Source organism: Cellulophaga fucicola (genome assembly GCF_900119145.1).
Lineage (GTDB): Bacteria > Bacteroidota > Bacteroidia > Flavobacteriales > Flavobacteriaceae > Cellulophaga > Cellulophaga fucicola.
Genome location: NZ_FPIY01000002.1, coordinates 733223 through 752197, shown reverse-complemented (window position 1 = coordinate 752197; position 18975 = coordinate 733223). Strand labels below are relative to the sequence as shown.

Annotated in this window: 24 protein-coding genes; 4 read left to right on the top strand and 20 right to left on the bottom strand. The window is 30.3% G+C overall.

Going from position 1 to position 18975, the window contains the following annotated elements:
* Positions 1-118 precede the first annotated feature (118 nt).
* From BT107_RS17525 to BT107_RS09640, 9 genes are all read right to left on the bottom strand, one after another.
* Positions 119-265: a hypothetical protein gene (locus tag BT107_RS17525; protein ID WP_170854723.1), complete on the bottom strand. Its 147-nt coding sequence runs from the start codon at positions 263-265 to the stop codon at positions 119-121.
* Positions 266-340: 75 nt separating this feature from the next.
* Positions 341-1519, bottom strand: a complete 1179-nt coding sequence (locus BT107_RS09675) for an acyl-CoA dehydrogenase family protein (RefSeq protein WP_072303577.1) — start codon at positions 1517-1519, stop codon at positions 341-343.
* Positions 1520-1583: 64 nt separating this feature from the next.
* Positions 1584-2321 (bottom strand): tRNA1(Val) (adenine(37)-N6)-methyltransferase, encoded by a 738-nt coding sequence (locus BT107_RS09670; RefSeq protein WP_072303576.1) that lies wholly within the window; start codon positions 2319-2321, stop codon positions 1584-1586.
* Between the two features lie 71 nt (positions 2322-2392).
* On the bottom strand, positions 2393-3841 hold the full coding sequence (locus BT107_RS09665; protein WP_072303575.1) for a nicotinate phosphoribosyltransferase: 1449 nt from the start codon (positions 3839-3841) through the stop codon (positions 2393-2395).
* A 26-nt stretch (positions 3842-3867) separates the two neighbouring features.
* On the bottom strand, positions 3868-4710 hold the full coding sequence (gene prs, locus BT107_RS09660; RefSeq protein ID WP_072303574.1) for a ribose-phosphate diphosphokinase: 843 nt from the start codon (positions 4708-4710) through the stop codon (positions 3868-3870).
* A gap of 63 nt (positions 4711-4773) precedes the next feature.
* A complete protein-coding gene (locus BT107_RS09655; protein WP_072303573.1) occupies positions 4774-5466 on the bottom strand; it encodes an NUDIX hydrolase in 693 nt (230 codons plus the stop codon).
* Positions 5467-5550: 84 nt separating this feature from the next.
* Positions 5551-5880 (bottom strand): DMT family transporter, encoded by a 330-nt coding sequence (locus BT107_RS09650; RefSeq protein ID WP_072303572.1) that lies wholly within the window; start codon positions 5878-5880, stop codon positions 5551-5553.
* A 3-nt stretch (positions 5881-5883) separates the two neighbouring features.
* On the bottom strand, positions 5884-6411 hold the full coding sequence (rimM, locus tag BT107_RS09645; protein ID WP_072303571.1) for a ribosome maturation factor RimM: 528 nt from the start codon (positions 6409-6411) through the stop codon (positions 5884-5886).
* A gap of 18 nt (positions 6412-6429) precedes the next feature.
* Complete coding sequence (locus BT107_RS09640; RefSeq protein WP_072303570.1) at positions 6430-6945, bottom strand: 30S ribosomal protein S16; 516 nt, start codon at positions 6943-6945, stop codon at positions 6430-6432.
* 274 nt (positions 6946-7219) lie between these two features.
* Here BT107_RS09640 and BT107_RS09635 point away from each other — a divergent pair, with 274 nt between their 5' ends.
* Positions 7220-7675, top strand: coding sequence for a ferritin-like domain-containing protein (locus tag BT107_RS09635; RefSeq protein ID WP_072303798.1), 456 nt, complete (start codon positions 7220-7222; stop codon positions 7673-7675).
* 104 nt (positions 7676-7779) lie between these two features.
* On the opposite strand, the gene BT107_RS09630 is transcribed toward BT107_RS09635, so the two are convergent.
* The 11 genes from BT107_RS09630 to BT107_RS09575 form a co-directional block, all read right to left on the bottom strand.
* Complete coding sequence (locus BT107_RS09630; protein WP_072303569.1) at positions 7780-8331, bottom strand: LemA family protein; 552 nt, start codon at positions 8329-8331, stop codon at positions 7780-7782.
* 1 nt (position 8332) lies between these two features.
* Positions 8333-9985 (bottom strand): DUF3137 domain-containing protein, encoded by a 1653-nt coding sequence (locus BT107_RS09625; RefSeq protein WP_072303568.1) that lies wholly within the window; start codon positions 9983-9985, stop codon positions 8333-8335.
* A 465-nt stretch (positions 9986-10450) separates the two neighbouring features.
* Positions 10451-10681 (bottom strand): hypothetical protein, encoded by a 231-nt coding sequence (locus BT107_RS09620; protein WP_072303567.1) that lies wholly within the window; start codon positions 10679-10681, stop codon positions 10451-10453.
* Positions 10682-11052: 371 nt separating this feature from the next.
* Complete coding sequence (locus tag BT107_RS09615) at positions 11053-11526, bottom strand: hypothetical protein (RefSeq protein WP_139254305.1); 474 nt, start codon at positions 11524-11526, stop codon at positions 11053-11055.
* Between the two features lie 811 nt (positions 11527-12337).
* Positions 12338-12967, bottom strand: coding sequence for a hypothetical protein (locus BT107_RS09605; protein ID WP_072303564.1), 630 nt, complete (start codon positions 12965-12967; stop codon positions 12338-12340).
* 259 nt (positions 12968-13226) lie between these two features.
* Complete coding sequence (locus BT107_RS09600) at positions 13227-13805, bottom strand: hypothetical protein (RefSeq protein WP_072303563.1); 579 nt, start codon at positions 13803-13805, stop codon at positions 13227-13229.
* Complete coding sequence (locus BT107_RS09595; RefSeq protein ID WP_072303562.1) at positions 13802-14590, bottom strand: hypothetical protein; 789 nt, start codon at positions 14588-14590, stop codon at positions 13802-13804. Before BT107_RS09595 ends, BT107_RS09600 begins: the two co-directional genes overlap by 4 nt.
* Before the next feature lie 209 nt (positions 14591-14799).
* A complete protein-coding gene (locus tag BT107_RS09590; protein WP_072303561.1) occupies positions 14800-15471 on the bottom strand; it encodes a hypothetical protein in 672 nt (223 codons plus the stop codon).
* 90 nt (positions 15472-15561) lie between these two features.
* Positions 15562-15981 (bottom strand): OsmC family protein, encoded by a 420-nt coding sequence (locus BT107_RS09585; protein ID WP_072303560.1) that lies wholly within the window; start codon positions 15979-15981, stop codon positions 15562-15564.
* Positions 15982-16057: 76 nt separating this feature from the next.
* Entirely contained in the window at positions 16058-16585 is a 528-nt protein-coding gene (locus BT107_RS09580) for a hypothetical protein (RefSeq protein ID WP_072303559.1), read from the bottom strand.
* A 49-nt stretch (positions 16586-16634) separates the two neighbouring features.
* Positions 16635-17147 (bottom strand): hypothetical protein, encoded by a 513-nt coding sequence (locus tag BT107_RS09575; RefSeq protein WP_072303558.1) that lies wholly within the window; start codon positions 17145-17147, stop codon positions 16635-16637.
* A gap of 453 nt (positions 17148-17600) precedes the next feature.
* On the opposite strand from BT107_RS09575, the gene BT107_RS09570 reads away from it, so the two are divergent.
* From BT107_RS09570 to BT107_RS09560, 3 genes are all read left to right on the top strand, one after another.
* Entirely contained in the window at positions 17601-18077 is a 477-nt protein-coding gene (locus BT107_RS09570; RefSeq protein ID WP_084639201.1) for an Hsp20/alpha crystallin family protein, read from the top strand.
* A gap of 106 nt (positions 18078-18183) precedes the next feature.
* Complete coding sequence (locus tag BT107_RS09565; protein WP_072303557.1) at positions 18184-18444, top strand: YodC family protein; 261 nt, start codon at positions 18184-18186, stop codon at positions 18442-18444.
* Between the two features lie 11 nt (positions 18445-18455).
* On the top strand, positions 18456-18947 hold the full coding sequence (locus BT107_RS09560) for a hypothetical protein (protein ID WP_072303556.1): 492 nt from the start codon (positions 18456-18458) through the stop codon (positions 18945-18947).
* Positions 18948-18975 lie beyond the last annotated feature (28 nt).

Here is an 18975-nt window from a genome sequence, read left to right as displayed (position 1 = left end):
TTAAAGTAATCTAAGGACTACAAAGAAGGTTTTTTGGATAACTTTAGTATAGTATTCTTATTTCTTTAACGAAATTGTGAATACTTTAAGATAGTCTGGGTATAATTATGAGGGTAAACTAGCTGCAACCACAGTCGTCTGATCCGCAAGATTTCTTGTTTTTGTTATTTGCAAAAAGAGATTTAGGAAGAAAAAATTTCTTAGCTACATAACCAAATGCTACGGCAGCAGTAATAAATACTAGGATGTGTTGTAACGTTTCCATAATCTTAATAGTTTTATAGAGGGTCGCTTTTAAAACAACCCTTATTTAGACTATGTAAAGATAAAGAATTAATTATTATTTAAAGGCATTAAGACCTGTAATGTCCATTCCTGTAATAAGTAAGTGTATATCATGCGTACCTTCATACGTAATAACACTTTCTAAATTCATCATATGTCGCATAATACTGTACTCGCCAGTGATACCCATAGCGCCTAAAACCTGTCTTGCTTCTCTGGCAATGTTTAAAGCCATATCTACATTATTACGTTTGGCCATAGATATTTGTGCAGTTGTCGCTTTGCCTTCATTCTTAAGCTGTCCTAAGCGTAGCGCTAGTAACTGTGCTTTTGTAATTTCGGTAATCATTTCTGCTAATTTCTTTTGTTGTAATTGGTATGCGCCAATTGGCTTACCAAACTGTATGCGCTCTTTTGCATAACGTAAAGCGGTATCATAACAATCCATAGCTGCGCCAATTGCTCCCCAAGCAATACCGTAACGAGCCGAATCTAAACATCCTAATGGAGCGCCTAGTCCATTTTTATTTGGTAATAAGTTTTCTTTAGGAATCTTTACATTATCAAAAATAAGTTCACCTGTTGCAGATGCTCTTAAAGACCATTTGTTGTGAGTTTCTGGAGTAGAAAAACCTTCCATACCACGTTCTACAATAAGGCCGTTAATTCTACCTTCTTCATTCTTAGCCCAAACAACAGCTACATCGCAAAAAGGAGAATTAGAGATCCATAATTTTGCACCATTTAAAAGGTAATGGTCGCCCATATCTTTATACTTGGTTTCCATACCGCCAGGGTTAGAGCCGTGGTTTGGTTCTGTTAAACCAAAACTGCCCATAAACTCGCCGCTAGCAAGTTTAGGTAGGTATTTTTTACGTTGTTCTTCTGTACCGTAAGTATATATTGGGTACATTACTAAAGAAGATTGTACAGATGCGGTAGAGCGTACACCACTATCGCCACGTTCTATCTCTTGCATAATTAAACCATAACTAATTTGATCTAAGCCTGCACCACCGTATTCTTCAGGAATGTAAGGGCCAAAAGCACCTATTTCTGCTAATCCGCTAATTATTTGCTTAGGAAACTCAGCTTTTTGAGCGTATTCTTCAATTATTGGAGACACATCTCTTTTTACCCATTGACGGGCGGCATCTCTTACCAATTTATGTTCTTCAGACAATAAGTCGTCTATATTGTAATAATCGGGTGCTTCAAATAAGTCTGGTTTCATAGCTATGTATTAGGATATGTAACCAAAGATAGGTAAAGAAATATAACAATACAAAGAGTAAATGTTACATTTTTAAATAAAAATCTTTTGTTAGGTTGATGTAATCTTCGGTATATATGTGCCTACCTTTCTCTATAACAAGTTCTTCTGTTTTTAAGTTTGATGAAGGCTTTTTTGTGAACTCCAACAGACTTCTTTTTACTTCGGCGTTAGCGTTACCTTTAACTCTTGTAATTCGTTTTGTAAATAATTGAAAAGTAGCAGCAAGTTTAACAAACTCTTCTTCTTCTTTAAACGGAATTATAGTTGAAAATATGCCGTTTTTTGATAGTAATTTTGATGCTCCACTAAGTAGCTCATTAAATGGCAAAGATGTGTTTTGGCGTGCATTATCTCTAGCTTCATTACCACTAGTAACATCTTCTGCGTAAAAAGGAGGATTAGATACAATTAAATCATACAATTCATCTTCATCAGTTTCGTCTGTAGCATATTCATCTACAAACTCATCAAAACCAGCGTGAAAACAGAACAAACGATCTGCCCAGGTAGATGCTTCAAAATTTTCTGTGCATTGCTCATAAGCAGCATCATCTAACTCAATAGCTTCTATGTTGTCTGCAATACTACGTTGGGCTAACATTAAAGAAATAATGCCAGTGCCACTACCAATATCTAAAATAGAGTAGGGGTTGTGGTCTACAGATGCCCAGGCGCCCAATAAAACACCATCTGTGCCTATTTTCATAGCACAACGATCTTGGGCAATAGTAAATTGTTTAAATGTAAAAGGTTTACTCATTGTATAGATTTAAAAAATAAGAGGCAGGCTTGTAAAAAAGCTTGCCTCTTACGTTTGCAAAATTAAGGAGTTTATCTTACTCTGTTTCTAATATTTTGTAAAGAATCATCAACAAGTAATTTACCATCTTTAAATACCTCTTTTAATTCTCCTGTTTTTTCTTGCTCCCAATTTACTTGGTCTACAAGTTTATAAGTACCGTTTTCTTTTTCAATTTTAAGTAAACCCTTGGCAGACTTTTTAGTTCCATCGTCTGTAATAGGATCTTTAAAAATTTCTCTTCCCTCACCGTTTACTTCGCCATATGTAGCTTTCATTGCAAAACCAAAAGTATCTCTAGTATTGTATTGATAGGTAAAAGAGCCAATACCTAAAACTACGTTTGTAGACGCAAACCCTTTTTGTTTTAATCGTTCACAAATATCTGTAGCGCGTTCTGTAGTAATACTATCGCCATAAATAGCACCAATGTGTGGGTCTAATTCTTTGTAGCCTTTGCTGTTAGTTTGTCCGCCAAATATTTCCCATAGCAATTCTATAACACCTTTTTTCTCATCTTCAGTTTTTCCGTTAGGATTACCACAAATAATATCTGCAGGATCTCCACTATCTGGTCTAATTACAACTTTACCATCTCTTGCCAATACATCTTCTTTTAAGTTAGGTAAGTATTCGGTAAGTACTTTCCATAAATCCCAAGTGTCAGAAACAATAGAAACAATACCGTTAGGGTAAACTTCTGTAATTAGTCTTTTAAAAGTTTCTTGCTCTCCAGTATTTGTTCCCATACACATTACAGAGTGTTCTGTAGCTGCTACAGAGCCACCAACTAATTCCTTGTCGGAGTTTGCGTTGTAATACTCCTCTAAAAAGTCTATAGCAGGAATTGTATCTGTACCAGAAAAACTAAGTAAGTGTGCAGAAGCACTCATTACTGCTGCTTCCATACCAGCAATACCACGCATAGAGAAATCGTGCCCTTGCCAATCTACAAATTCAAGAGCTGTAGATGTCTCTTCTGCATACTTATCTAATATTTTCCTGTACTGTTTAGCAATGGTAGCAGAGGTGCAAGGCATCCAAATAGTAGTACTTAATATGGTTTCAAAATAATTTGTTAGCCAAAAAAATTCTGGTAATGTATTGTACATTGTCATCATTGGTACACGTATAGGCACACTAGATCCTTCAGGTAATGCTTTTATTACCATTGGTAAATAACCAAGGTCGTGTAAATCTTCTATGTGTTTAATACCAACAGCATTTGGTCCTAAATAATTATTAATTCTTCTGCTGTACTTTTCTGCAATTTCCTTTTTAGGTTTGTTAAAAAAGTTGGTGTTAAATTCTTCAATAATGTATTTTTTTATAAAATATTGAAGTCCAAAAAATACAACTTCATCTATAGCGTTTATTCTACTTTTTCTTGGTGTCCAGTTAGAGTATACTAAGGTTGTACCTTCTGGATATTGTCTTCTGTGGTCTACTTTGTAACCGTCTGTATATAGTAGTGGATTCATAATATCTATATTTTGTAATTATTATCTTAAGCTAACAAGGTTGCAAGTGGTATTTGTGTAACCTTAGGTTGTTTTGTAATTGTGTTAAAAGAATCGGTTGTAAAAATGCCGTTGTAATAGCTGCTTAAACTCTCTAATCCTTTACTAAAAATACCGTGGCTAACAGCGAGGTATAAATTGCCTGCGTTCTTGTTTTTTAACTCTTGCGCTAAACCATTAAAAGTTCCGCCACCATCGCAAATATCATCTACAACCAAACAATCTCTTCCTTCAAGATCGTCTGCATAGACTTTAAATCCAGATAGTTTACCTGTCTTTACGTCTCTAGATTTTGAGCATTCTACAACTTCTTTACCTCCTAGAAATTCTGATACTTTATATATTTTTTTTAATGCTCCACCATCTGGTGATATTAAAAGCACATTGTTATTTAAGGTTGATATTACTTTTTCTATAAACGTATAATTTGTAATGGTAGTGCAGTTGTTTAATAGAGCAGGAGTAACCTCTGAGTGCGGATCGTATACTAAAACTTGGTCTAGTTGTAATGTGTTTACAAGGTCTGCATATACTTTTACAGATAACGATTCTCCAGCAACCATTAATCTGTCTTGTCTAGCAGCTGGAAAATAAGGAATAAATGCCTTAATTTTTTTAACTCCCATACGTTGTAATGCATCTACTGTAAGTAAAAGAAGTCCAACATCATTAAAAGATTGAAGTCTGTGTGTAACAGTAATGGTATCGTCAGTATTAAAATTGTTATCTATTTTAATATGTGGTTCTCCTCCAGAAAATAAAAACGACTTATATTCGATGCTTTTCTGATTTGGAAACGGATTAAACTGTGGATCTAAATTTAGTATCATTTGCGTTATTTTTACACAAAGTTAAACGAACAAGTGGAATTAGAAAAGTTATTTGTGTTAAAATTACGCAAACTTAATTTCAAAATGAATTCCATTCTTCTCTAGAGCTTTGTATTTGTTAGTGTCAAAAGTGAATAATTGTGCAGGTCTGCCACTTCCTGTCTTTTGTTTTTCATTGGATTTTTTAATAAAATCGAAGCTTAATATCTTTTTTCTAAAGTTTCTGCGATCAATTTCTTGTTCCAAAATAGTAGTGTATAAATGTTCTAAATCTGAAAACGGAAACTTTTTTGGAAGCAAATCAAAACCAATAGGTTGGTAGTGTAGTTTCGCCTTTAGTCTTTTAAAAGCGGTGTCTATAATTAAATTATGATCGAACGGTAAAGTGGGTGTATTACTTATGTTTTGCCACTTTACATCTTGTGCATCTGTAGCGGCACTTAATTTAAAGTTCTCTGGATTAACAAGTGCAAAATAAGATACGGATATTACTTGGTTTCTTTGGTCGCGATTAATATCGTCTCCAAAGGTATAGAGTTGCTCTAAGTAGTTTACTTTAATACCTGCTTCTTCTTGTAGTTCTCTATGTACAGCAGTGGTTAACGTTTCGCCATTTTGTACTAAGCCGCCAGGTAAAACCCATTGGTCTTTATAAGGACCATATTTTTGTTGTATCAATAAAATATAAAGTGCGTTATCTTGATAGCCAAAAACAACAGCATCTACAGCTATTTTTATGTTCTGATTGTTCTGCATAATATGTGTAGTATATACGCAAAAATACAGGTTTTATTATGTGAGAAAAAAATAAAGAATACTTTGTCTAAAAATGAGTTGATATTAATGTGCGGTGCTATTTGAAAAAAAGTTCATTATAATAACACCAGCTACAATTAAGCTTATCCCTAAAATAGCAGGAAAATCTAAAGTTTGCTTAAAAAAGACAACCGAAATTATTGCTGTAACAACAATGCCTAAGCCTCCCCAAATTGCATATGCAACTCCTAGCGGAATATATTTTAATGCCTGTGAAAAAAAGAAAAAAGAAATAACGTAAGATACTATTGTTACAATAGTAGGTATTGTTTTTGTAAACCCGTTGGAGGTTTGCATAAAGCTAGATCCAACAATTTCAAATACAATTGCTAGTGCTAAAAATAAATATTTCATTAATTAACTTAAGTATAAGTCTACTAAGCCTATTGGAGTGGTTACAAAAATAGTTTTGTTTTCACGATCTACTTTTGTAATAATTTCGTCGTTAATAGGTATAAGTAGTTGCTTGTCTCCTTTTTCAACTTCAAAGAGTGCTTGTGATGTGGTATCGTTAACACTGGTAATTTGCCCAATATCTCCGTGTACATCATCTTGTAATGTAAAGCCTATAACTTCGTGGAAGTAAAATTTGTTACCAGATAACTTAGGTAACATTGTAAGTGGTAAGTAGAGTTTAGATCCCATTATGCGGTCTGCATCAGACTCGTCTAAAACATCTTCAAACCTAATACGTAATAAACTAGACTTGTGTAATCTACATTTATCAATAAAAAATGGAACCAGGTTATTTCCTAAAGAAATAAACACTGATTCCATATTTTCGTAAACTTCAGGTTCGTCAGCATCAACTTTAATTAATACTTCGCCCTTAAAGCTATATTTAGAAACGATTTTACCTAAGTAGAAACAATCTTCCTTTTGCATATCGTTCTTTATATAAATTTATTCTTCTTCAGAAGCTGCTGCTTCTTCAGATACTGCTGGAGCTTCTTCAGCTACTGGAGCTGCTGCCGCTGCTGCATCTGCAGAACGTTTTTCGTTAATTGCTTTTTCAGCTTCAAAAATCTTAGCTGCTTCATCAGCTTTAGCTTTATCTAAACCTTCAACTTTACCTGCAACACTCTTTTCTTTATCAGCAACCCAAGCATTGAATTTTTCTTCAGCTTGCTCTTCAGTTAATGCACCTTTACGTACACCACCTTGTAAATGATGCTTTAATAAAACACCTTTGTAAGATAAAATTCTTTTAGCTGTATCAGATGGTTGTGCACCATTAGATAACCACTTTACAGAATTATCAATGTTTAAAGTAATTGTTGCTGGGTTTGTGTTTGGATTGTAAGTTCCTAATTTTTCTAAGAATTTACCATCTCTTTTAGCACGAGAATCTGCTGCTACTACCCAATAGAAAGGTTTTCCTTTTTTTCCGTGTCTTTGTAATCTAATTTTAACTGGCATATCACATTAAATTTGTAGGGTGCCCGACCCTTATTATTAATTCTTTCGTTTGCTTTTGGCTTAAAAGCGGGTGCAAATATACAATTTCTGTTTAATTGACAATACTTTTATAGAGTAAAATTAACTCTTTTGTCTTAACATTTATTAAGAGTTGACGTTAAACTTAGGCTAAACCGATGTATTTTCTTGTTATTGCCTCTTTATCTTGATAATTTAGAGGAACAAGATTGTTGATAATCAGCAACGTTACTTAATTTAAATGATAAGAGATATTATGAAGTATTCAGAAAAAATTTCAAACAGATTAAACAATTTATTAGAGAAAACGTACGATGCCGAAAAAGGATATAAACTTGGAGCAGAAAAAGTAGAGAATCCTTCGATAAAAAGGTTTTTAGAAAATAAAATAGAACAACGTTATAATTTTGGACACCAACTTAAATCCGAAATTTTAGCGTACGGAGAATTACCAGAAAAGGGTGGTAGTTTAAAAGGAGATCTGCATAGAACTTGGATGAACCTAACGGCTACTTTATCTTCTAATGAAGATGAAACTATATTAAATGAGGTAGAACGTGGAGAAAAGTCTTTTGTGGAGGAGTATGACGAAATTTTAAAAGATAAAGATATGGTGCTTGCGCCATCTACAGAAAACCTGTTAATAGCACAACGTAATAGTGTACAGTCGTCACTAAATACCGCTAAGGTGTATCAGGAAATGGTTTCATAATTATCTTGTATGTTTGGTTAATTGTTGAGGAAGCAGGGCATTTGCCCTGCTTTTTTATTTTAACCATTAAGGTAAAATATTATTACTACTTTTAAAACCTAAAATTAAGATTTAAACAACTCATTAGCATTTACATTCTCTTGCTGTTCTTTTGTTGCATATTGCCATTGGTAGCTTTTAAATCCAAATAGCTTAGCTACGGTATTTGCAGGGAATGTACTAATAGAATTGTTGTAATTTGTGATAGAAGAGCTAATATACCTTCTGCCAGCTGCAATTTGTTCTTCAGACTCGTTCCAACTATACTGTAAGTTCGTAAACTGGGTATTAGCTTTAAGTTCAGGGTAATTTTCTACCTGGATCATTAAATTTTTTAATGCCTGACTACCTTCTTTTTCCATTGCTGGGTCAGAGTTAGATTTAGAAGTTCTTAGCGCTGTTATTTTTTCAAGAGTGCTTTCTTCATACGTCATGTATTGTTTTACTGTAGCAACCAAATTAGGTATAAGATCACTACGTTTAATGTATAAGGCATCTAATGAAGAAATTGAATTTTCAATTTGATTTTTAGCCCTTGTCATTTTATTAAAAATTGTAATAAATAAAATTATAAAAACTACAACTACTCCTATTGTTACTATTGTTCCTGTTCCCATTTTAGTTATTTTTATTCCAGATGTTAATGTTTAATTTTAAATCATCTATAATTGATAATTGATTGTGTAAATCTGTATAGAACTCTAATAATAATTGATTGTCGTTTTTTGTTATAGAGTTAAAGTAACCTGGTTCAAAATTGTTAATACCACTATTGTTTAAAATAGAAATTCTATTGTTTTTAAAAGACATAAATAAATCTCCTTTTGTTCTTGTTGCTAGTGTTTTTATTCTTTCCATTAAAGCTGGAGTTAAAATATACCTAGCTTCAACTTGATCGTAACAATACACATTAAATAATTTAGAAAATTCAGGATCTTCTAGTGTTACTTTAGGGCCAAAGTCATTACTTGTATACATATCTATGTCTGTGGTTCTTGTACCAGCTAACCCAAGAGTTAGGGTTTCGGATACAGAATCCATTACCTTCTTTTTGGTAGTTTTCTTAGGAACTAAATATAACTCAGAGCTAAAACTTTTATTAAATTTAGCAACAAAGGCTTGTCCAAAAAATACTTGATCTGGGCCCTCTTTTTCACTAGAGAAATTTCTTTTATATTCTATGTCTAGATCACTCATTTGAAAAGGAACTCCTTTGTGTGACCCCATTATTTGGTCATTACCAGTTATAATATATTGTTTGTTTTCTAATAAACCAGTTTCTAATACTTCTGGTAAACTAAGGTGTCCGTGAAGTACAAAATGAAAATTAGGATTTATAAAAGCAATCATAGGTTTTAAAATTTTGGTTTTAAAACTATTTCCAGAGTTCATTGTAATTCCTGGTTGCCCCTTATGCTTGCCAAAAGCAAAGAAAAGGGTATAAAAAAGTCCAAAACCTCCAAACACAACATAAATCAGATATTCTGATTTAAACGCAATATCAGAGAATTGTAAGTATAAATAACCGCCTACAAAAAGAAGAATAACTAATACCGAAAATATAAGATATTTTACATATTGGGTTTTACCAACACTTCTCTCTTGGTCTAACTTATTAATGTCGTTAAATAGTGTAGTGTCTATAAATTTCTTGAACTCTTCTTTAGGTTTTAACGGGTACTCTTTTTCTTGGGTTTTACTATCAGAACTACTATATAGCTCATCCCAAGCTTTGTTTACCTGTTCTGTATTAGCGCCACTTAACACTCTTTTTAGATCTGGAATTACATAAGCCTCAATTGGTAAGTCATACGGTTTGTATTTGGTATCTTCATCTAAAACTATAGTAACATATTCTACAGGAGCTAACCTTATGTTAATTTTTAAAAGCGGAATAATAATTTTATATACAGTTCTTTGGTCAATAGAAGACGCTATAGACCCTTTATCAATCTTTAAAATAAGTTCGTCTATTAACTTTGGTCTTTTTGTTAATTTAATAATTTTTAGAAGCGGAACTGAGAGCATTGAAAGTAGTACTGCAGGAAAAATTAACTTATAGTAAAAAGGAGTTTCTTCACTGTTTAACATTCCGGTAATTCCACTAAAAGCATTTTTAATGTAATTAGATACAGCTTCAAAAGCATAAACGTAAATTAAAGTTGATACAATGGCTATAAAAATTATAATTAAAATAAAACCTAGTATGGAAAGCTTTTTATCTCTTTGGTGTGCACTCAGCAATTGCTGTTTTAGTTCGGCTGTTGTCATTAGTCTAATAGATAGTTTTTAATTAATAGTTGGTGTATGTTGCTCTATTTTTTTTGTAATATATATTATTAACGAACTTGTACGTAAATACGTATTCTGTGTACGTGGTTTTACTGTAGGGTATTTTAAAGTTATTTTTTTACCTAGCCAAGAACGGAATAAGTTTTACTCTCCTCACACAATACAAAAAGCCAGTCTTTCTTAATTCAGATCTATGAGTGATGATTACCTCAGTTAGATTAGAAAAATAACCACAATAATAAGTAGGTAGTTGTATTTTTGAAATTCCTGTAATATCTAAATTTAAAAATAGCCTTAGTTTCTAATAAATTAATTCTTGATTTAATTGTGCTGTAATCCTGTGCATGAAACTAGGTGCATGAAAATAATTTCGACTATACATAACTACTTTATGTGAGTTTAATTCTATTTTTATAGATACAGCGATTAAAAATCTTTATAAATTTATTCTTGGTTCTCTTCTTCTTTTTTTCTCCAAACAAAATAACATACGCCAGCCCATATTAGGTTAACGGCTACTATTGAAACAAAGAAAACATCTCTTCCCGAGTCTAAGGAGTAATCTGCAACGCCTAATATAATAAAAGCAACTAAAGCAATTGATGCTACTAAGCCAACGAAATAGGCTATTTTACCTTTTTTTGTTAAATGTTTTAATAATAATCTCTCTAACATCTTCTATTTTTTTAAGTTGATATAAAACCATTCTTTAGTTTTATTTGTGTTAAAAGTAAATAAGTTAGTCTTTAAGTAAATTACCAAACGTATAAGTGTAGCTGTAAAATATATATTCGTTAAAAATTTGAAGACTTGTGTAAATAGCGAATAATGTTTTAGATAAAGAATCTAAATAAGGAGTTAATTATAGATTGTTGTAGGCTGCTGTTTGCTTTAGCAAGGAGATTAATATCTAAACGATTTTAGTTTTCCGTTTTCGAGGAATAGAAATTTAATGCCTAATTAAATTTTATTCTATAGATTAATAAAATCCAAATTTTGTAACAAGTAGTACTACTTAATTAAAGTAGATTTTTTTTTCATTACAGTTAGCCGTTGTTTAGTATAGCGGTAATTTCTAATTTAAGGCTATTAAGTTTAACGGTATTTCTCATATTTTCTACTGGTATATTATTTAATTTGTCATTAACTTTAAAAGCCATAGATAATTGCGTGCTCGTGTATATAAAATATGAACTTTGTCTTAGAACGTAAAAACCTTTAAAAACATCTAAATTGAATTTTTTTTTAAGCAATCCCATATAGTGAGATGTAATTAAATGGTTGTTTTTTATATTAATTTCAATTTTAGTGCTTGCACCGTAAAGCCAAAATAAAGGAACTACAATAGACATTATTCTATAGATAATGGCATATTGTCCTAAAGCATTATTATTGTAATAAAAGTTAAACACAGAGCCAAATAGCATAAGGAGAATACAGAACACAGAAAGTATTTTTTGTTTCAAGGAGAAATATATAAAACCAGTTTCTGTAGCTTTAAAATAGGTGAGGTTTTTCATAAATCCTATATTGTTTTAGTATTGATGTAGCTTTTAAGTCTAATTAAAATTTTTTGATTAAACTCTTCTAATTGTTTTTGATTAAAGCTAGTTTTAGAATATTTAGGAGATATTATTTTATGTTTTCCTAATGGGTCTTTTTTTAAAACCATTTCAAAATAGGTTAGATTATTAAGGGAAACAAGTTGTACACGCTCTATTGATTTAAAATCGATGGTATATAATTTAATGAACCAGCTTCTTTTAATAATAGTTTTAGAATTAGCGTTAAAAGTTATTTTTATATCACTTAGAAACCAACACGGAATAAAACAAATTAATAAAGAAATAAAGTATACTTTAAACAGAATAAGCCCATCTAATAGAGTAATAGAAAGTGTAGGAAACAAAAAAAAAGATAAAAAGAGGAATGAAAATGAGAGTAGTACTAGTATTCTAATTTGCAAACCTGTTTCTATTGTTATTTTTTTATTTTCGATTAAAAATCTATTCTTCTTTATTTTAATCATTATAATTTTGACTATTCTTTGTTCTTAGATGTTTTTGCAATAGTAGCAAACATAAACCCTTTGTGTACATCTTCAGTCATATTCAATTGTAGATAAGGCGAGCCATTTACAATTGCCAACGTATTTTTTTAACTAAATGATACCGTCTTTTATCCACAACCAAATATTTCGATTGGCTACTGTTTTCTAACCACCCAATCATTAGTTGATTCTAAAAATAGATCTGCATTAAATCTTCTGTTGGATTTATAATCACCTAAGGTGGCTTTTGCGAACATTGAATTTTTTAGAAGAGTTTAAATTTAATCAAATATCCCTAGTACTTTTTCTACAAAAGAAGTTGATCCAGATAGATCTGAAACACCTAAATCTTTAAGAATTTTAGTTGCCTCTGACTTTACACTTAACTCGTCATTAGAAGCTAGGTCTTTTATTGGATTAATCCAGTTGTTAAACTCTAGAATGTCATCATCTTTATGTACTTCTATTAAATAATAATCTATAACAGATAAAAGTTCAATTTTGTAATTACTGTCTGTGTTAGACGAAAGATTTTTAGTTAAAAAATTCATTATTTTTATATAAATATCTAGAGATTTTAAATAGATACCCTGCATATCAATATCTGTAAGTATATTTAAATTTTCAGAATCAATTTTGTTATTTATGGCAAGGTTAGTTATTCTCTGTATTTCCTCATATAAAAACTCATTGTGGTCTAAGGAGAACTCAGATAATGCCTCATATACAATGCTTAAGCTTGAAAAATCTGTAGGGTGTATATGTAGACAATATTGTTTTATTTCATCAAAATTATTTTTAGCATAACTTGCTATATCTCTTCGGAATTTACGAGTCGTTTTATTATCGGTATCTAACCAATTGTCTAGTTGGTTATCTTCATGGTATTTTAATTTTTCAATGATATTCATAATCTCGTACTATGTTATTTAATTAAGATTTACATTTCTGAAAAGATGCACTATTGTCTTTTCAATTCTTAAAGTGCTTTGTATTCATCTAAAACCTTTCTTTTGTTTTAGCTCTTTGTGTGCGATAAAAGTATAGCAATTGAGACCGTCCTAATATGCTGAACGTATAACTGTAGCAGTAAAATATATATTCGTCAAAAAAAATAAGATTTAATATAGTAGAGGCAAAGTGTCTTTGTTTTATTTGCGGGTGTGCTTTTTAGTTCCAAGCAGAATAAACGCCCCATTTATTTCCTTTTTTCTCAAGAATATGAAGTATAATAAAATCTCCGTATTTACGAGGGGAGTCTTCTTTTGGAATGAAACAGACAAAATATCTATTCTCAGTTAATTCTATTTTTGGGTTCCATTTTTCAATAACAGCCTGTCTCATTTTTTTATGATTATTGGTTTTGTTGTACCCTTTTTCAATATCTTCTTTAGTAAAAATAAGTAGGTTAAAATCTTTGTAAAATTGTTTAAATGGAGTAGCCATTACTCGTTCAAAACTAAAATAGTCTTCCTCTTTTTTTAATTTTAGGGCTTTTTTTCTTAACCTCATAGAACGTCTAGACACCCTTCTACTTCTGTTAATTTTTTCATCTTCAAACATATTTACAAATTCATCTACATTATAAAATCTTCCATAATATTTTTGGAGCTTAAGCTGGCGTAAAGATTTAGCTTCCTTTTTTATAAACGTATGTATTTCTGCCTCGATTTTAGCATCTAGTTTTTGTGCTTTGCATAAAAAGGTACATAAGCTAAACAGTATAATTAGTGCTGTTTTTTTATTCATGAGTTTAATTTTTCAATTTGCTCATTAATTTTTAGATGTATTTGCTCTAGTTGTTGCTCGTAAATTGTTGTATCTTCTTTAATTGCTTTTTTATATAATTCAAAAGCTTTAAGTCTTAATTCTGAGTATTTAAGTAAGATCTTATTTTGCTCTAATAACTCAGAAGGTAAGTTTTCTATAGTATTAGAATTTTTTATTATTTCAATATTTTCTTCCCATTTAGGAATTGTACTGTTTTCTAATTCTTGAAGAAGCGAATTGTCTGTTTCTGTATCATAGTGTTCAAAAAAGATTAAAGATTCAGTTTCGTTTTTAGAAAACTTAGCAATTTCAGCATCATATTTTTCAAATTCATCTCCGCCTACCGAAAGATATGCATATCCAAAGATTCCAATTAATAGTACAATTAGAGATACAAAACCAACTCCTGCTGCTCTCCATCCAGAGTAAAAATTGTTCTCATTTTCTTTATGCTTATTTAATATTTTTCCGTGTATTTTTTCAACAATTAAATATATTATTGCAGTATAAATTGCAGGTATAACATAGCTTGGTACTTTTTCAATTATCGCCTCAGGAATCATAAAAATTCCTGTAAACAAAAGAACAGTAGCTACAAACCCTATTAATAGAGATTTTTTTCCTTCATCAGGTTTATTTAGGCTTAGGTAATTTTCTCTAATTAAATATCCTGCGGCTAATGGTCCGCCAATAAAGGTTGCAGTTGCTATAGATTTTTGAGAATAAAATCTTAAGTCTTTGGTGTCGTCTTCTTTTTCAATCATAATTTTTCAATCAATACAAAGATGTTCCTTGGTCTTTGTACCTGGTAAAATTATAATAATTGATTCTAGTTTAGAATACTAAACCTATAACTGTAGTGGTTAAATCTATATTCGTTAGAACTTGTAGACTTGTGTAAATTGAATAAAAAATTTAAGACAAAAAACCAAAAGAGTAGTGCTTAGGGCTTTACTTGTAAGAGTTTTAAAGGTTATTTAATTATCATATTGTACTTTGTGTATATAGCGTTTTTCCAATCTGTACAACTTGCTGTGGTGCTATTATCCAAGTCGTTTTCTATACTATTTAAAATCTCCTCAACCCATTTTAAGTTTAAAGCTTTTCCATATTCTAAAATTCGGTTTTTTTCAACATCGCACTCCCACCAAAAAAGAATGTCTGATACAAAAATTCCGTCCCAAGTAAATCGTTCTGTTTTTTCAATTTCATCAGGTGACTCAATATCAAAAGTTAAAAAGCCATTTCTTGTAGTGTCGTAAGCGTAAATTTTATAAAAACTTGGGTCAGATAAAAAAGGAATTATAGCATCAACATTATAATGATCTTGCTCATCTTTTGTCATTAAAAAATATTCAGAAGGACACCTGTAAAAATCATCTAATTCTAATTTTTTAGATTTCTCATTTTCTACAAACAAGTCATTAATTATTGTGGGTGATTTTATTTTCTTTAGTAAAGACAAGACATCTTCTTTTTTTAATCTTTCCGTATCCATTTCCCATTCTGCTTTTCTTGATGCCATTTTTTGGATAGTAGTATCTGGCAGTTTAGGGAACTTTTTCTTGTAAAATTCAGTATGCTTTTCTGTGAAATCATTTTTTATTTTTTCCTGATTCTTTTTTCTCTTAAAAATTCCGAACATTATGCTTGTTTAAGTTTATAGTATATTGATACAGATTAGATAAAGGATGATAATTATTTAAATAGAGATTAATTGTAATAGGTGTTAGTTTTAAGCTTTTTTTAGTTCTAAAGGTATTTTAGTAATTTCACCTGTAATAGAGCAAGAGGTTTTAACGGTATTGTATATTGTTCCAAACTTTTCAATATTTTTTTTAAGCAAATCAATATTTAAATTGGGATCCTGACTATAAATTTTTAAGTCGTAATTTATTTCGTCCATCCTTGGAGGCTTTTCTAGACGCGTAGCTTTTATTGTTATTTCTGCATTAGAATATTTAAAATTCATTAGAGTAGAAAAGCGTTCAACATTTTTAAGAATACAAGCAGATACCGAACCTAAAAATAATTCGGCAGGGTTTGGTAAATCATCTGCAGATTCTTTAGTGGTGCCAAAAATAATATCTGTTTTCTTAATTGTTATTGAAGCATTATTTTTTGAAAAAGATTTTGCTTTGCTAGAATACTTCATAGACTTGTGTTTTAGCTTTAGTTAAGATTTTTGTTCTAGTAAAGATAATTGTAGTTTTCTTTAGAGTAAATATTTTTTACAATACATTTAAATATGTTTCACCCATTTTTTTTCCTATATATTTAAATTTTAAAGGTATACCCATCACAGTTGTATCTCTTTTAGAGTTTATTTTAGCGCTTAGGTATAAGTTCTCTGCTCTGGCCCAACTTTGTTCAATATTTACGCCGCTTATGTAATAATTTTGTTTAAAATTTAGCTTTTCATTTTCTAGTTCACTTTTATTGTACTTGTAATAATTTTTAGAAATTGAGTCTATATTAATTGTGTAGTTTATAATTGTATCAGATTTTAATGTCATTAATATAGTGTAGTTCATATTTTCTTTAGAAGTGGTAGAATCAGGAATTACTTTTAATAAATAGTTGTTGTTATACATAGATACATAACGTTCTTTGTTTTGTAAATCAACATTATATGTTTTTTGCTTAGAAATAGAATCTACTACTAATTTAGGCAAAGACCTCTTAGGTTTGTTAATCTTCTCTTTATTATTGCAGCTACATAAAGAGATAATAATTAAAAGCATTATATATTTTTTCATTTTAGGGTGATGTTTTATAATGAGTACCTGTTAGTGGTGAATTAAAATTTTATGTTATTCTTGTTTTAACAATACTGTATATTTCTTTTTTATCTACGTCTGATAATGCATTCGTGGTAACTAGTTTAATACGTTCGTTTTCTGTTTCAACCTCTAAGGTATAACCCAACCAAATACTTTTAATAAGGTATATATTTTTAATTTTTGCGTAGGGTAAAAAAGTAAAGGGTTTAAGGTCAAAAGCTCCTCTTGTAAAACTGCTAGATTTACTCATTTCTTTAAAGTAAAGGCCTTTATTATCCGTTTTTGCCCTTGTTATTTTATCATTGTTTTTTAATAAATAATATCCTAGAAATATAAAACCGAATTTAATTAAGAACATAAGTAATGTGCCAATGAAAAAATGAATACTTTTAAAACTAACAAACATACTCTGAAAGTTTCCCCAGATGGTTAAACCACTACTATACCCTATAAGAACCATTACAACTCCTATGAAAATTAAGGTTGTACCCGCAATGTTAGTGCGCCAGTTTTTTAAATTATATTCTTTCGTGGTCATTTTATTATTGCTTTTACTTAAAGCTCTACGCCAATTAATAACTATGTAATTAAGACGTTCTATTGCGCTTTAAAGCTAATTAAGAGCTAATTGTGTCTTGTTTTTGTTTAGTGTGTTAAAAGTATTTTAATTGCTCTTAAAATAGAATGCAAAACGTATAAGTGTAGCAGTAAAACATATATTCGTTAAGCGTAGAAGATTTGTGTAAACAAGAGATAGAGTTTTTAGGAAAATAAATAGTGTATTTTGATAAATTCAAAATGTCAAACTGACATTTATTTAAGTGAAAATTTGACAATAATTCTGAAAAAATGTCAACAAAAGACATAGTTGTACAATGCTAATTGTAAGAAAATAGAATTTATGCACTTTGGTATTTTTTTTGGTCTATTAGAATTGAGGTCGATTTAGATTTCGAATTTAAAATAATGTTTAATTTAAAATTTTGTAATTATGAGCAATTTAGTTAGTGTTCCTAAAAACGGAAATTTAGTGAACAGCAATTTAAATCAAAACTTCCCAACGTTGTCAAATTGGTTTGATGATATTTTTAACCGAGACTTACCGTCTGTATTTACATCAAACTTTAATACAGGAATTACGTTGCCAAAAGTGAACATAAAAGAGACAGCAGATTCTTTTATGGTAGAAATGGCAGTTCCAGGCCTTAATAAATCAGATTTTCATATAGAGATAGATAATTTATTGTTATCTATTTTTACAGAAACAAAAGAAGAAAGTGAGCAAAAAGAAGAAAACTATACACGTAGAGAGTTTGGTTATTCTTCTTTTAAAAGAACCTTTACGTTGCCAGAAAGTGTTAATGACGAAAAAATTAATGCAAGCTATAACGAAGGTATTTTAAGTATTCTATTACCTAAAAAAGAAGAAGCAAAACAAAAACCAGCAAGAAACATTGAGATCTCTTAATTAGATCACTAATTTTTTTGATTGAAGAATGAAGTATATAGTAGGGGGCCAAGAAATTGGTCTCCTCTATGCTGCTAAAATGTTTAATCTTTAAAATTTTAATGTTATGCCAAGGAAGTTTAAATCTGGAGATTGGGTAAAAGTTAGAGGTAAACTTAGTGCCCCAAAAATGCAAGTTCTTAAATATGTTTCAAAAAAAGATTCAATACTTGGTTTGGTAGATGGTAACAGTTATTTGGAATGTGTTTGGTATAAAAATGGTGAACGAAAATCTGAAGTGTATCACCAAAATAAATTAATTAAAACAATAGAAACTGGTGGCTTGTTCAAAACATTTTTAACAAGTCCTAAATTGCGGTTGTCTTAAAATTTAGAGCAATGAAAAAATATATTTTATTAGCTATGGTTAGCTTGCTATGTGTTAGTTGCAATGGTCAAAAGAATGACATAAAAAATACAGAAAAAAAACAAAATAAAACAAGCGTAGCCAAACAACCTAAAGGTTCTTGGAAAGTTGATAAGGAGTTTGATGATAATGGAAACTTAATTAGATACGATAGTATCTATTCTTGGTCATCTAGTAGTAAAGTAGATAACCTATCTGCGTTAGAAAAAGACAGTTTGTTGCAATCTTTTAAATCAAGATTCTTTACAGGTTTTTCACGTTTTGAGAATAATGGATTTCATGATGTTTTTTCTGAAGATTCACTTTTTATCAAACACTTTTTTAATGATGATTTTTTTGGAAGTAATTTTGGAAATGACTTTATGGATATTGATAAAATAAGGCAACAAATGATTGCAAGACAGAAGAAGTTTTTAGAAAAATATAAGGCCGAGTTTAATAAACCTGAAAAAGACGAAAACTAAAAAGTTTTCGTTTTTTTTTTTATTAGAC